This is a genomic window from Nonomuraea sp. NPDC050790, assembly GCF_044456745.1.
Taxonomy (GTDB): domain Bacteria; phylum Actinomycetota; class Actinomycetes; order Streptosporangiales; family Streptosporangiaceae; genus Nonomuraea.
The window spans coordinates 92,585-107,289 of the sequence record NZ_JBITGF010000018.1 but is presented as its reverse complement, the minus strand read 5'-3'; the positions used below and the strand labels follow the sequence as shown (position 1 = coordinate 107,289).

Below are 14,705 nucleotides of genomic sequence, written 5' to 3'. Positions count from 1 at the left end.
GTTACGCCGCCGACCAGCCGTCTACCAGGCGACAGGGAGCTTCTCCAGGCCGTACACGATCGCGAGCTTCCTGAACGGCACCTCGCCGTCCACCCGGAGGTTCGGGAAGCGGCGCAGCAGCGCCGGGTAGGCGATGCGCATCTCCATCTGCGCCAGCGGTGCGCCGATGCAGCGGTGGATGCCGTGCCCGAAGGCCAGGTGGGACCCGGCGCTCTCGCGGGCGGGCACGGCCTTGTCCATGTTCTCGCCGAGCGCGGGGTCGCGGTTGGCGGCGGTCAGCGAGCACAGCACGAGCTGGCCCTTGTTGATCGGCGTGCCGAACAGGTCGAGGTCGCGGCGGGCGAAGCGCGGGAAGGCCACCTGCACGACCGTCATGTAGCGCAGCAGCTCCTCGACGACCTGGTTGACGTAGCCGTCGTCCTCGCGGACCTTGGCGGCCTCGTCCGGGTTGTTCATCAGCCAGAGGGAGCCGAGGGCCAGCATGCTGGTGCTGGTGTCGTGGCCGCCGGTCAGCAGGCCGTCGGCCATGCTGGCCAGCGTGCGGTCGTCGAGCTCGTCGCCGTGCTCGCGCAGCAACTGGCCGAGCAGGCCGTCGCCCGGGTTCAGGCGCTCGCGGGCGACCAGGTCGGTCAGGTAGGTCATCGCGTCGTTGATCGCCTGCAGCGACGCCTCCGGTCCCGCCGTGAAGTCGAAGCGGTCGGTGCTGAGCTTGAGGAAGTCGGACCGGTCCGCGTACGGCACGCCGAGCAGCTCGCACACGACCAGCGACGGGATCGGGAGGGCGAACGCCTCGACCAGGTCGGCGGTGTTCCCGCCCGCCTCCATGCGGTCCAGGTGCTCCTCGACCATGGCCTCGATCCGGGGCTCCAGCCTGCGCAGGCGGCGCATGGTGAACTCCGGCGTGAGGTACTTGCGCAGCCGCGTGTGCTCGGGCGGGTCGCGGAAGCCGAGGCCGCCCGGGTCGTCCTGGTTCGAGCCCAGGCCGATGACACCGGCGAAGTCGTTGCTGAACCGCTCGTGGTCGCTGAGCACGGCGCGGACGTCGTCGTAGCGCGTCACGAGGTACACGGTCTGGTCGCCGGGGATCTCCATCGGGAACACCGGCTGTTCTGTGCGGATCCGGGCCAGCTCGGCCACGGGGTCGAAGCCTTCGCGCATGAACTGCACGAGGGGAAACTCAGACTCAGACATCAAACCCATCCTGCCGGAGGCGTCATCGCATTTTGTCGGGATTAATCCCGTTTCTAGATGGTCCCACCTGCTGACGGGCCTTCGTCACCCCCATCCACAACCCGCGGAGTCCGGTACGGCAGGGCGCATCCGCACGACACGTTACGCACGCCCTGGCGGTATTCGCCTCCGGGGTGCCCGCAAGCCCGGGGCATCTAGGGGGAACCGCGGGGCGAACCGAGGGTCGCGCCGGGGTTTACCCCGACCCCCGCTCGCGTGACCAACCTCTCATGCCCGCGACGGGGGAGGAGATCCCATGGTACCGGGCACCCCCTGTGACGGGAGAAAATGATGGGGCGAGACCGGTTTGGCGTACAAGAGGGCGACATTCTGCGATGATCTCGCTGTATACAGTCGGACATCCAACCTGACGGACAGTGACTGATGCCCCCATTTGAGGAAATCGCCGCTTTTGTCGCGGAAAAGCCGGTCGTGACGGTGATCATCTCCGTGCTGGGACTGATCGCGCTCGCGCTGGCCTTCATGCTCATCAAGATCGGCTGGCGGGCGGGAGCGTGGTTGTTCAACCGCTACGTCGCGCCACGGCCGATCGAGGACGTCCTCACGGTCGTGGCCGCGTGCATCGCCACGGGCGTGTCGGCACAGGGCATGTGGCGCTTCTCCGGTGACGTCCTGGGGCTCGACGGGCCGCTGCGGCTGCTGCTGTTCGCCTTCATCGAGGTCGCGATCATCACCTCGGCCGTGCGGGCCAGGCGCAACATGCGCGAGAACTACTCCGCCGGCATCGACGGCATCGCCGTATGGGCGCTGACCTGCCTGACCGCGGTCCTGTCCAGCATGGACGCGCGCAGCCTGCCCGAGGCGATCTTCCGCCTGGCCGCCCCGCTCGTGGCCGCCTGGCTCTGGGAGCGCGGCATGGCCATCGAGCGCCACCGCATCCGCGGCACCGGCCGCATCAACTGGCGCCTGACCCCCGAACGCCTGCTCGTGCGCATGGGCCTGGCCGAGGTCAGCGACCGCACGGCCAGCGAGGTCGACGCCCACCGCCGCCTCACCCGCGTCGCGCTGGCGGCCAAGCGGGCCAAGGCGCTGCGCGAGGGCGGAGGCTCCGAGCGCAAGGTACGCGCCGCGCTGGCCAAGCTCGACAAGGCCATGGACCAGGCCGTCGAGCACACCGGCCTGGCCGTCGACCAGCAGCGTCAGGAGGCGCTGCTGGCCCAGATCGCCGCGCTGTACAACACCTCCAAGCTCGTCGACGCCGACCCCCGGGTGCCGTGGGAGCCGGAGCAGGACCACCAGCCGGTGCCCGCCCGCCCCGCCCTGCCGCCCGCGCTGGCCGAACTCGTCGACGAGGAGGACGACGACGTGTTCGACGCGACGCCGCAGGTGCTCGACACGGCCGAGCGCGCCCGGCTGATGCGGGCCGCCCGCCGCTACTGGGACCGGCAGATCGAGAAGCGCATCGTGCCCCGGACCGTGGACATCGCACAGGAGGTCGGCATCGCGGTCGGCACCGCCAGGGAGTGGCGTGCGCTGTGGAAGCTGGAGCCGCAGGCGCACGCCATCATCGAGGCGCTCTACCAGGAGCACGGCATCGTGGACACCGGTTCCTTCCCCGCCGTCAAGGACGACGACCGCATCCTCACCAACACCCCCTGAGGGCCTCAGGCGAGCGCGGCGGAGACGACCGCTCTCGCCTCCTCCTGCACCTCGCCGAGGTGGTCGGCGCCCTTGAAGGACTCGGCGTAGATCTTGTAGACGTCCTCGGTGCCCGAGGGCCGGGCGGCGAACCAGGCGTGCTCCGTCGCGACCTTCACCCCGCCCAGCGCCGCCCCGTTGCCCGGAGCCTCGGTCCGCACCGCCGTGATGGGGTCCCCGGCCAGCGCGCGGGCCGTGATCTGGGCGGCAGACAGCTTGCCCAGCACCGCCTTCTCCTCGCGCGTGGCGGGCGCGTCCACCCGGGCGTAGGCGGGCGCGCCGAAGCGCTCGGTCAGCCGCTTGTAGTGCTCGCTCGGCGAGGAACCGGTGACGGCCAGGATCTCGGCGGCCAGCAGCGCCAGGATGAGCCCGTCCTTGTCGGTCGTCCACACCGACCCGTCGCGGCGCAGGAACGACGCCCCGGCGCTCTCCTCACCGCCGAACCCGATGGAGCCCTCCAGAAGGCCGGGCACGAACCACTTGAACCCGACCGGCACCTCCATCAGCCGCCGCCCCAGCGACTCCGTCACCCGGTCGATCATGCTGCTGCTGACCATCGTCTTGCCGACCCCGGCGGCGTCCGGCCAGCCGGTGCGGTGCTCGTACAGGTAGGAGATGGCCACGGCGAGGTAGTGGTTCGGGTTGAGCAGGCCGCCGTCGGGGGTCACCACACCGTGCCGGTCGGCGTCGGCGTCGTTGCCGGTCGAGACGTCGTAGCGGGTGCGGTTGTCGATCAGGGAGGCCATCGCGTAGGGGGAGGAGCAGTCCATGCGGATCTTGCCGTCCCAGTCGAGCGTCATGAACCGCCAGGTGGGGTCGACCAGCGGGTTGACCACCGTGAGGTCGAGCCGGTGCCGGTCGGCGATCTCGCCCCAGTAGGCGACGCTCGCCCCGCCGAGCGGGTCGGCGCCGATGCGCACGCCCGCGCCGCGGATGGCGTCGAGGTCGATGACCGAGGGCAGGTCGTCCACGTACGCGCCGAGGAAGTCGTGCCTGCGCGTCGTCTCCGCCTTCAACGCCTGGGTGTACGGCACCCGCAGTACCCCCTTGAGGCCCTCCTCGAGCAGCGTGTTGGCCCGCTCCTGGATCCAGCCGGTGGCGTCGGTGCCGGCGGGGCCGCCGTTGGGCGGGTTGTACTTGAACCCCCCGTCGGGGGGCGGGTTGTGCGACGGCGTGACCACGACCCCGTCGGAGCCCGGGTGGGTGAGGATGGCATGGGAGACGGCCGGCGTCGGCGTGTAGCCGTCGCGGCTGTCGATGCGCACCTCCACCTCGTTGGCGGCGAAGACCTCCAGCGCGGAGACCCGGGCGGGCTCCGACAGCGCGTGCGTGTCGATGCCGAGGAACAGCGGGCCCGACACGCCCTGCGCGGCGCGGTACTCGCAGATCGCCTGGCTGGTTGCCACGATGTGATCTTCGTTGAACGCGCGGTTCAGCGCCGACCCGCGATGTCCGGAGGTGCCGAACGCCACGCGCTGCGCGGGATCGCCGGGATCCGGATGCAGGGCGTAGTAGGCGGTCACCAGCCGGGCGACGTCGACCAGGTCGGCCGGCTGAGCGGGTTGTCCTGCGCGATCGTGGGTCATGGGACCAAGCCTATGATGGCCGGAAAAACTAGAATGGAGTTCGGTAGCGATGCGGATCGGACTGTTTTTCAGCGAGCCCAGGGGCGATGACCCCATCGCCGAGCTGCGCGAACGCCTGGCCGGCGCCGCGGCCGACGGCTTCGCCTCCGCGTGGATCTCCCACATCTTCGGCCTCGACGCGCTGACCGCCCTGGTCGCCGCCGGGAGCGCCGCGCCGGGCATCGAGCTCGGCACCTCGGTCGTGCCCACCTACCCGCGCCACCCGGCCGCCCTCGCCCAGCAGGCGCTGACCGCCAACGCCGCGCTCGGCGGCCGGCTGACGCTCGGCATCGGCCTGTCGCACAAGGTCGTCATCGAGAACATGTACGGCTACAGCTACGACCGGCCCGCCCGCCACATGCGCGAGTACCTGTCGGTGCTGCTGCCGCTGGTGCGCGAGGGCGAGGTCGGCTACCAGGGCGAGACGCTCAAGGCCGAGATCCGGCTGAGCACTCCGGGACGCGGCCTGCCCGTCCTCATCGCCGCCCTGGCCCCGCGCATGCTCCACCTGGCCGGCGCCGTCGCCGACGGCACCGTCCTGTGGATGACCGGGCCCAAGACCGTCGTCGAGCACGTCGCGCCCGCCGTGACCGCCGCCGCGCAGGAGGCCGGGCGTCCCGCCCCGCGCATCGTCTGCGCCCTGCCCGTCTGCGTCACCGACGACCCCGCCGCCGCCCGCACGCGCGCCGACGAGATCTTCTCGGTGTACGGCCAGCTCCCCTCCTACCGGGCGATGCTCGACAAGGAGGGCGCCGCGGGCCCCGGCGACGTGGCCGTGGTCGGCGACGAGGACGAGGTCCGCGCCCAGATCGAACGGCTCGCCGAGGCCGGCGTCACCGACTTCGTCGCCTCTGAGTACTCGGAGCGGGAACGCACGCGACAGTTCCTCAAGGGCCTAGTTCAATAGGGCGTACGGCGCGGCGCGGGGCGGGCCGGAGGATGGCTCAATAAGATCCGGCAAGGTGAGCGGGCAGAGCGGGGCAGGCTTCGCCGCCGACGAAAGGGGCGCGGTGAAGCGCTTGCTGCATGGGATCGACGTGTCCAACTGGCAGGGGACGGTGGACTGGGGCGCGCACGCCAAGTCCGGAGTCGCCTTCGCCTTCGCCAAGGCCAGCGAGGGCGGCGACTGGACCGACCGCTTCTTCCGCCGCAACTGGAACGGCATGCGCGAAAGCTGGATCGTCGGCGGCGCCTACCACTTCGCCCGCCCCAAAGGCGACCCCGCCGAGCACGCCCGCCACTTCCTGCGCACCGTCCAGGCCGCCGGCGGCCTGCGCAGGGGCGACCTGGTCGCCCTCGACCTGGAGACCAACGACGGGCTGCCGCCCGAGCGGGTGGCGCGGTACGCGCGCCGCTGGTGCCGATTCGTCGAGCGCGAGGCGGGCGTGCGGCCCTTCATCTACACCTTCCTGTGGTTCGCCAAGTCCGGCAACTGCGCAGGTCTCGGCGAGTACCCCCTGTGGATCGCCTCGCCCCAGCAGCCGCGCGGCCGCCCGATCGTGCCCGCGCCCTGGCGCGACTGGACGATCCACCAGCACTCCAACAGCCCGCTCGACCGCAACGTCTTCCACGGCAGCCGGGAGGAGCTGACCAGGCTGGGCTTCGACCCGCGATAGCATTCGGTGACCCGTTTCACCACCATCCAAGGGAGTCACCGTGTCAGCCGAGCTACGCATCACCCTCGCCGGAGCCGAGCGTGTGGTCGCGGCCGGCACGACGTACGGCGAGGCCCTGGAGGCCGACGGCCGCACGGTCGTCGCGGCCAGGGTCAACGGCGAGCTGCGCGACCTGGCCGCCCACGTGGCGGCCGGCGACCTGGTCGAGCCGGTCGAGATCGGCAGCCCCGACGGCCGCGCCATCGTCCGCCACTCCACCGCGCACGTCATGGCCCAGGCGGTCCAGGAGCTGTTCCCCGAGGCCAGGCTGGGCATCGGCCCGCCGGTCGAGAACGGCTTCTACTACGACTTCGACGTCCCGCAGGCCTTCCAGCCCGACGACCTCAAGCGCGTGGAGAAGCGCATGCGGGAGATCGTCAAGCAGGGGCAGCTCTTCTCCCGCCGCGTGGTCTCCGACGAGGACGCGCGGGCGGAGCTGGCGGCGGAGCCGTACAAGCTGGAGCTGATCGGGCTCAAAGGCGGGGCGGCGGACGAGGAGAGTGTCGAGGTCGGCGGCGCGGAGCTGACCATCTACGACAACCTCGACCCCAAGACGGGCGAGCTGTGCTGGAAGGACCTGTGCCGCGGGCCCCACGTGCCCTCCACCCGGTCCATCCCGGCCTTCAAGCTCATGCGCACCGGCGGCGCCTACTGGCGGGGCAGCGAGAAGAACCCGCAGCTCCAGCGCATCTACGGCACCGCCTGGGAGTCCCGCGACAAGCAGGAGGAGTACCTCAAGCTGCTGGAGGAGGCCGAGAAGCGCGACCACCGCCGCCTCGGCGCCGAGCTCGACCTGTTCAGCTTCCCGCCGGAGCTCGGCTCCGGGCTGCCGGTCTTCCATCCCAAGGGCGGGATCATCCGCAAGGAGATGGAGGACTACATGCGCCGGCGGCAGTCGGAGGCGGGCTACGAGTTCGTCAACACGCCGCATCTGACCAAGTCGTCGCTGTTCGAGACCTCCGGGCACCTTCCCTGGTACGGCGAGGACATGTTCCCGCCCTTCGAGCTCGACGGCACCGAGTACCGCGTCAAGCCGATGAACTGCCCGATGCACAACCTGATCTTCCGTGCGCGCGGGCGGTCCTACCGGGAGCTGCCGCTGCGGCTGTGCGAGTTCGGCTCGGTCTACCGTTATGAGAAGTCCGGGGTGGTGCACGGGCTGACCCGCGTACGCGGGATGACGCAGGACGACTCGCACATCTACACCACCAAGGAGCAGATGGGCGACGAGATCAAGTCGCTGCTGGCCTTCGTGCTGAGCGTGCTGCGCGACTTCGGCCTGGAGGAGTTCTACCTGGAGCTGTCCACCCGCGACGACTCCGACAAGTTCATCGGCGAGCAGGCCGACTGGGACGAGGCCACCGAGGCGCTGCGCCAGGCGGCCGAGGAGTCCGGGCTCGACCTGGTGGCCGACCCGGGCGGCGCCGCCTTCTACGGTCCCAAGATCTCGGTGCAGGCCAAGGATGCCATCGGGCGCACCTGGCAGCTCTCGACCATCCAGCTCGACTTCAACCAGCCCAAGCGCTTCGGCCTCGAGTACCAGGCCGCCGACGGCTCCCGGCAGACGCCGGTCATGATCCACCGGGCGCTGTTCGGCTCGGTCGAGCGGTTCATGGGCGTGCTCGTCGAGCACTACGCGGGCGCCTTCCCGGCGTGGCTGTCGCCGGTCCAGGCGGTCGGCATCCCGATCGCCGAGGCGCACGTCGCCTACCTGCAGGACGTGGCCAAGAAGCTGCGCGAGCGCGGCATCAGGGTCGAGGTCGACGCCGCCGACGACCGCATGCAGAAGAAGATCAGGAACGCGCAGAAGGCCAAGGTGCCGTTCATGCTGCTGGCCGGCGACGAGGACATCGCCGCCGGCGCGGTCTCCTTCCGCTACCGCAGCGGCGAGCAGAAGAACGGCGTCCCGGTCGAGGTGGCCGTCGCCGAGATCGTCGACGCCGTGGAGCGCCGCATCCAGGTGTGACCAGCCCGGGCCCGGCCGGTCACCGCGGGTGGCAGTGGCCGGTCGAGCGCGGCACGTCCAGCGTCGGGTTGCGGTCGAAGAAGCCGGTCGGCTTGAGCGTGAACCCGATGTGGTCCACCGGCATGACCGGCCAGTCCTCGGTGCGCGGGAAGTGGGTCACGCCGAAGGTGTGCCACAGGACGATGTCCTCGCCGTCCAGGCTCCGGTCCGCGGCGGTCCAGGCGGGCAGCCCGCCGCCGCCCGGATGCTGGTTGATCAGGTCGCCGGCCGGGAAGCGCTCGTCGTCGGCGTGCCGGGTGACCCACAGGTGCCGGGTGGCGAAGGCGGCGCGGGCGGCGATGGAGGAGGCCGGGTCGGCCAGCAGCGTCGGGCGGGGCTCCGGGATCAGGGTGTAGCCGACCGGCGCGCCCAGGCGGTTGGTGATCTCCGGGTTGACCACCTGCCAGACGCGGCCACGCGACGGGTCGGCCAGGCGCTGGGCCTGGCTCTCCGTGGCCAGGCGGGTGACCTGGCGGGCGAAGGCGTTGCCGTACGGGTTGCCCTCGCCCATCGGCACGCTCACGGCGTCGATCTCGTCCACGGCGTTGGCGTGGCCGTCGACCGCCATGTCCAGGCGGGCCGAGAACAGGTGCTGGTGGAAGGGCGCGGCCAGGCCGGGGGCGACCTGGGCGGCGTACGCGCGGCCCTCGGGCGGGTAGGCGGAGGTGAACAGCACACCGGTCGCCTTGCACTCGCAGCCGATCGTGCCGTCCAGGTAGAGGTACCAGTAGAAGCCGTAGTCGTAGTTGCCCACGGTGGTGAAGAACGAGATCACCAGGCGGCGCTGGCGGCGGGTCTCGTTCGAGCCGGCGAACATGTCGGAGTGCTTCCACAGCACGCCGTAGTCCTCCTCGTGCATGCAGATCGCGTTGCGGATCGTGGCCGGCTCGCCGTGCTCGTCGGCGACGACCACGTCCGTGTAGTGGATCTCGCCCACGCAGTCGCAGCCCAGTTCGAGGGAGTTGGTGAAGCGGCCGAACAGGTACTCGCCCTGGTCGAAGTAGTTCTGCCAGAACCGCACCGGTGACGGGTCGGCGTACGGGACGACCATCTCGGCGATCGAGGCGCGGTGCACCACCGGCCGGTCGCGGCCCTGGTCGCGGAAGCTGATCTGGTGCAGCGTCAGGCCCTCGCGCACGTTGAAGCCGATGCGCAGGCTCCAGTTCTCCCAGTGCACGAGGCCGTCCTCGACGGTGAAGCTCGGGCCCTCGGGCTGGGTGATCTCGATGGGGCGCAGGCTCGTGCGGGCGGGGCCGGTGAAGCCCTCGTCCTGGAAGTTGCCCGGCTCGCGCGGGACCTCGGTCAGCTCCTCGTCGATCACCTTCATGACGGTGCCGGCCACCAGATCCACGTAGGCGACCAGGCCGTCGATCGGGTGGGCCCACGGGTGGTCGTGCTCGTGGTCCTGGTGGAAGCCGAAGCTGCGGATGACGCGGCGGCCCGACTCCTCCGGGTAGGCGTAGTGGCCCGCCGACAGCGGGCACGCCCGCACGGTCTCCGGGGTGAGCCCGCGCCGGGCCAGCGCCTCGCGCCAGGCCGCGTCGTCGTCGAGGATCCGCTGCACCGCCTCGAACTCCTCCACCAGGATGGGCGGCTGCCCGGACGCGGCGGGGTCGAGCTTCTCGACGTGGTCCACGACGCCGCGGGTGACCGAGACGACCAGGGCGGTGGCGGCGCCGGTGGCCCGGTCGAGCAGCAGCACGCGCACCCGGCGGTCCACCAGGTCGCCGGGGTTGTGGGCCAGCAGGTCGGCCTTGGCGGGCTCCTCCGGGCCGAGGTAGGCGAAACGCACGTCCGGTCCCAGGTGCCCCGCCGTACCCAGGATGTGGCGCGCGGCGCGTACCTCGTCGGCGGTGAGCATCGCAAGCGGGTGCGCGGTCATGGGGCACTCCTCACGTCATTGGGACTTCCATCGTGCGCGAAAGGATGTTCGCGGTGAAGCGCCAATTGCCGCGGGTTTTGAAGAACGCCCGCTCTGGGGCCGCGATCGGCCGCGACCACGACCACCGGGAGCGCTGCGAAGGGCCCGCGGTGGTGACGCGGCACCCCGGACCGGGCGAGGCCGTGCGGACCCGCGGCGCGGCCCAGCCCGGGGAGGTCGGTCGGTTGAGAGTGGCCGGTGGCGTGGGCTGGGCGGTGGACTTAGCGGGGGTAGAGGCGGAAGGTTACGGCGGGGCGGCCGCCGAAGAGGGGGGCGGCTTGCTTGGGGTAGGTTTCGACGGTCTTGCGGGCGTAGGACTCCACGTCCTCGTCGGTCAGGGCCTCGATGTAGGCGCGGTGCTCCATGAGGGAGGCGACGCCGCGCTCCAGGCTCGTGGTGACGTCCACGGCGTGGGTGGGGTCGAGGGTGCCGTTGACGGCCACCCAGCGGACGCCGTTCCAGCGCTCCCCGGCGTCGGGGAAGATCCAGCGGTTCCCTGCGTCGCCCGCCGCGTCCAGGACGGCGCGGCCCACGGCGCGGTGGTCGGGGGTGTTCCAGACCGTGCCGCCCCAGGTGTCGTCGGGGTTGAGCGTGATCACCAGCTCCGGACGGTGCCGCCGGATCGCCGCGGCGATGTCCCGGCGTAGCTGGAGGCTGTACTCGATCACCCCGTCCTGGTAGCCCAGGAACTCCACGCTGGACACGCCGACCACGGCCGCACTGGCTCGTTCCTCCTGCTCACGCAGTGGCCCGGACTTGGCCGGCTCGATCGAGTCGATCCCGGCCTCGCCGCTCGACACGATCACGTACGCGACCTCCCGGCCGCCGTTGGTCCAGTTGGCGACTGCCGACGCGCATCCGTACTCAAGGTCGTCGGGATGCGCCACGATCGCGAGCGCACGGGTCCAGTCTTCGGGCATGGGCTCAAGCTGATCAGCCATGCCAACACACTAACCGCCCCAAATCCCACCCACCCAACCACCCCACCACCCCGCCGACCGCCTGTCCGCACGCTGTCCTGGCGTTCCGGACCGAGATGGTGCGCGGGCCCCGGCGGGCGTGACGACCTGGGTGACGACCGGCCACGGCCGTGGGTCCCGTGCCGCGTTACGGCGCCGCGGCGTCATCACCGGAGGAGCGTGGTTCGGCAGGGCCCGGCCACGGTCGGCGGGAGGCGCCAAGGTGGCTTGCCGTAACGGATGGGTGGGTGGACGGGGTGGCGTGCAGGACGGGGTGGTGTGCGGGACGAGGTGGCGGCGTGCGGGGAGGGGGCGTGCGGGGCGGGGTGGCGTGCGGGGCTACGGCAGTGCGCGGCTTACGGCGGGATTGGGGCGGCCGGGCAGGAGAAGCCGCGGACAGCGGGAAGTAGCAGCAGGAACCAACAGCTAGGAGAGGTCGTCAGAGGGTTCGGGGGTGGGGCGGGGCTCGCCGGTGAGGCGGACGTCGTCGACGGTGACGTTGACCTCGGTGACGCGCATCCCCAGCATGCGGCCGACCGTGCGCGCCACGTTGGTCTTGACCTCGGCGGCCACCTCCATGACCACGTGCCCGTACTCCACGACGATCACCAGGTCGACCGCCACCTGCCGGTCCTGGATCTCGGCGCTGACGCCCTGGTTGCCGCGGCGGGAGCCGATGCCGATCCTGTCGCGTACGGACTCGAACGCCCTGGCCAGGTCGCCGCCCATGTCGGCCACGCCGGGCACCTCCAGGGCGGCCAGCGCGGCGACCTTCTCGACCACCTCGTCGGCCACCTTGATGCGGCCCTTGACGGCGGGCGCGGGCGTGGCGGGGGTGGCGGCGCCGGGCATGGCGGCGGGAGTGGGCTCTGTCTGTTCCGCTACTGCTTCGCTCATGGGTGGATTGTGGCGGATATGTGCCCCAGTTGTCCGGTAACCCGGGGGCCTATGCTGCTACCTATGCACGATCAGGCAGGGGCCGGGGAGCCCGACAACTTCCAGCGGCTGTGGACCCCTCATCGCATGGCCTACATCAAGGGCGAGAACAAGCCGTCCGGCTCCGGCCCCGGAGACGGCTGCCCGTTCTGCGAGATCCCCAAGATGAGCGACGAGGACGGCCTGATCGTGGCGCGCGGCACCGTCGTGTACGCGGTGCTGAACCTCTACCCCTACAACTCCGGCCACCTGATGGTGGTGCCCTTCCGGCACGTGTCCGACTACGACGAGCTCGCCCCGGCGGAGGTGGCCGAGCTCGGCGACTTCACCCAGCGCTCGCTGCGCGCCCTGCGCAAGGCCAGCGGCGCCCAGGGCTTCAACGTCGGCATGAACCTCGGCCACGTCGCGGGCGCCGGCATCGCCGCCCACCTCCACCAGCACGTGGTGCCCCGGTGGGGCGGCGACACGAACTTCATGCCGGTCGTCGCCCAGACCAAGGTCCTGCCGCAGATGCTGCGCGACACCCGCGAGCTGCTCGCCGACGCCTGGAACGCCTGAAGCCTCAGGTACGGCTGGCCGCCAGATGCCCGTCGGGATCCTCGACGGGCTCGCGCACCTCGGGCAGCACGGCGATGCCCACCGACAGCAGCAGCGGGATCGCCATGGCCAGCGCCATCGACAGGATCGCCGCCCCCGAGTCGTTGACCAGCATGCCCACCACGCCGCTCACCAGCGTCCCGATCAGCCCGGCCTTCAGCGCGGGCGAGTAGGTGAAGGCCGCAGGGACCACGCCCGCCGACGCCTTCTCCGGACGCAGGATCGCGTAGATCAGAAAGCCGAGCGCCGCCAGCACGATCGGGACCAGGTTCGGGTTGATGAGCGTGCTGATCATCGCCTCGAACTTGCGCCAGACCACCTCGACGGCCTCGCCGTTCAGCACCTGGCCGACGAAGCGGCCGAGGTGTGACTGCTCGCTGGCCGGCCTCAGGTAGTTGGCCACCGCGAACGCCGTCACCGCCAGCCCGCCGGCCACGCAGAACAGCGCCAGCTTCAGCACCGAGACGCGCTTGCCCAGGATGAGCAGCGCGGTCACCGCGATGCCCGGCACGAACGCGATGACGCCGCCGAAGTCGCTGCCGAGCCCGGAGCCGCCGAGCACCATGGCGAACGCGCCGAACACCGCCACCACCGCGGCCCCGATCCTGCCGGGGAAGCGGTGGGCGACCACGGTCGTGGTCAGCAGGGTGCCCGTGGCCAGCAGCGCGAACGGGATGTTGCCGAGCCCGTAGTAGCGGGCGCCCTGTTCGGCGCTGAAGCCCATGAAGCTGTTGAGCTGCAGGGTCGTGCCGGTCAGCAGGTCGCCGGCGAGCGTCAGCGTGGTGACGCCGGCGACGACCGCCAGCGGGCCGAGCGGGTGGCGGCGCCACGGGCCGGCCAGCGCCAGCACGGTGAGCGCGGCCCAGAGGGCGGCCATCCCGCCGAACAGCTCCACATGCGACGACCACGGCAGCAGGTTCACCAGGAACGAGGTGACCGGGAGGGCGGCCAGCGCGACGGCGGCCAGCCGTACCCAGGAGAGGCCCTTGCGGCGGCGCAGCAGGAGGAAGGCGAGCACGTAGAACAGGACCTGCAGCACGGCCAGGAACGTGAAGTAGGGGCCCTTGACCGAGCGCATGGTCTGAGCGCTCTCGTCGGCGTCGGCCATGTGCTGCGGCGTCGCGCCCGTGCCGCCCGTCTCCCACATCTGCCCGATGATCGCCGCCGGTACGGCCACGCCCAGCTTGGTCAGCACGGTGGTGGTCAGGTCGGGCAGGATCGAGATGTCGTCGCGCCGGGTGGAGGCGGCGCCGAGCGAGCGGCCCTTCGCGCCCGGCTCGCTCAGCATGGCGGCCCGCAGGTGCGGCACGCTGCCGTGGTCGGAGACGCCCGCGAGCATCACCGTGGTGTCGGCGGGCAGGATCGACAGGAGCGCCTCGGCCTTGGCGTCGGCCAGGTGGAGGGCGTTGCGGCGGTCCTCCGCGCCGAGCAGGTCGGGCACCCGCGCGATGCGGCCGCCGGGCAGGTAGGGGCGGATCAGGTCGTCGACGTCCATGGCGACGAGCCGGGCGCTCTGCAGGTCGGCCGCCTTCACCTGCAGCGGCGAGGAGTGGTAGACGGGCACCGCGCCGCTCGTGTCGGCGAGGGCCACCGCGGCGCCGGGACCGATCGCGATCGTCGGCGTGCCCGCCTTCTTCAGCGTCTCGCCCAGGGCGCCGGCGTTCTTCTGCTCGCCGACCTCGATGAGGGAGCGGAAGCCGGGCACGACCGCGCCCGCGCCGCGCTGCTCGGGCGCCGGCGGGGCGCCGCAACTGCCGCCGGAGGCGGAGCGGATGCCCGCCGAGACGGTCAGCCAGCCGTCGTAGGGGCAGGTGACGCTGCCGACGGTCCTGACCGACATCGAGCCGATCGCGCTGTTCTGGGAGAGCCTGAACAGGTTGGGGGTGTCCTGCGGGGTGATGTCGTTCCAGTGCAGGCCGGGGATCCCGATCAGCGCCACCCGCGCGGCGGGGGGCGGGGCCGCCAGTCCCGCGGGGGCGAGCGCCCCCGCCAGCAGCAGCTGACCCAACAGCATGGTCGCGATGACCAGCGCCCGCCTCACCGTATGTCCTCCCGCGGTCGAGCCCGTGTGTGGCACGACATAGTCTCACGCATCGCCGGGGGACGCGGGCTCACCGC

At 71.4% G+C, this 14,705-nt stretch carries 11 protein-coding genes; 5 read left to right on the top strand and 6 right to left on the bottom strand.

The annotated features are described in order from the left end of the window. Positions 1-21 precede the first annotated feature (21 nt). Positions 22-1,191, bottom strand: a complete 1,170-nt coding sequence (locus ACIBEJ_RS50500; RefSeq protein ID WP_397190199.1) for a cytochrome P450 — start codon at positions 1,189-1,191, stop codon at positions 22-24. Between the two features lie 471 nt (positions 1,192-1,662). Between ACIBEJ_RS50500 and ACIBEJ_RS50495 the strand changes: the two genes are divergently transcribed. Beyond that, a complete protein-coding gene (locus ACIBEJ_RS50495; protein ID WP_397190198.1) occupies positions 1,663-2,850 on the top strand; it encodes a hypothetical protein in 1,188 nt (395 codons plus the stop codon). Between the two features lie 5 nt (positions 2,851-2,855). On the opposite strand, the gene pgm is transcribed toward ACIBEJ_RS50495, so the two are convergent. Next, a complete protein-coding gene (gene pgm, locus ACIBEJ_RS50490; RefSeq protein WP_397190197.1) occupies positions 2,856-4,475 on the bottom strand; it encodes a phosphoglucomutase (alpha-D-glucose-1,6-bisphosphate-dependent) in 1,620 nt (539 codons plus the stop codon). 49 nt (positions 4,476-4,524) lie between these two features. Here pgm and ACIBEJ_RS50485 point away from each other — a divergent pair, with 49 nt between their 5' ends. From ACIBEJ_RS50485 to thrS, 3 genes are read left to right on the top strand one after another with little or no spacing between them, the layout of a single operon-like run. Then, entirely contained in the window at positions 4,525-5,421 is an 897-nt protein-coding gene (locus ACIBEJ_RS50485; protein WP_397190196.1) for a TIGR03564 family F420-dependent LLM class oxidoreductase, read from the top strand. Between the two features lie 55 nt (positions 5,422-5,476). Continuing rightward, positions 5,477-6,130 (top strand): glycoside hydrolase family 25 protein, encoded by a 654-nt coding sequence (locus ACIBEJ_RS50480; protein ID WP_397190195.1) that lies wholly within the window; start codon positions 5,477-5,479, stop codon positions 6,128-6,130. 40 nt (positions 6,131-6,170) lie between these two features. Then, a complete protein-coding gene (gene thrS, locus ACIBEJ_RS50475) occupies positions 6,171-8,135 on the top strand; it encodes a threonine--tRNA ligase (protein WP_397190194.1) in 1,965 nt (654 codons plus the stop codon). 19 nt (positions 8,136-8,154) lie between these two features. Here the strand turns inward: thrS and ACIBEJ_RS50470 are convergent, their stop codons facing one another. From ACIBEJ_RS50470 to ACIBEJ_RS50460, 3 genes are all read right to left on the bottom strand, one after another. Then, positions 8,155-10,056 (bottom strand): primary-amine oxidase, encoded by a 1,902-nt coding sequence (locus ACIBEJ_RS50470; protein WP_397190193.1) that lies wholly within the window; start codon positions 10,054-10,056, stop codon positions 8,155-8,157. A gap of 260 nt (positions 10,057-10,316) precedes the next feature. Beyond that, a complete protein-coding gene (locus ACIBEJ_RS50465; RefSeq protein ID WP_397190192.1) occupies positions 10,317-11,036 on the bottom strand; it encodes a PIG-L deacetylase family protein in 720 nt (239 codons plus the stop codon). A gap of 444 nt (positions 11,037-11,480) precedes the next feature. Continuing rightward, on the bottom strand, positions 11,481-11,951 hold the full coding sequence (locus tag ACIBEJ_RS50460; RefSeq protein WP_397190191.1) for an Asp23/Gls24 family envelope stress response protein: 471 nt from the start codon (positions 11,949-11,951) through the stop codon (positions 11,481-11,483). Between the two features lie 63 nt (positions 11,952-12,014). On the opposite strand from ACIBEJ_RS50460, the gene ACIBEJ_RS50455 reads away from it, so the two are divergent. Further along, positions 12,015-12,548, top strand: a complete 534-nt coding sequence (locus ACIBEJ_RS50455) for an HIT family protein (protein ID WP_397190190.1) — start codon at positions 12,015-12,017, stop codon at positions 12,546-12,548. A gap of 4 nt (positions 12,549-12,552) precedes the next feature. Here the strand turns inward: ACIBEJ_RS50455 and ACIBEJ_RS50450 are convergent, their stop codons facing one another. Continuing rightward, positions 12,553-14,601 carry a hypothetical protein gene (locus ACIBEJ_RS50450; RefSeq protein ID WP_397190189.1) on the bottom strand — a complete coding sequence of 683 codons (2,049 nt, stop codon included), beginning with the start codon at positions 14,599-14,601 and terminating at the stop codon, positions 12,553-12,555. Positions 14,602-14,705: the final 104 nt, after the last annotated feature.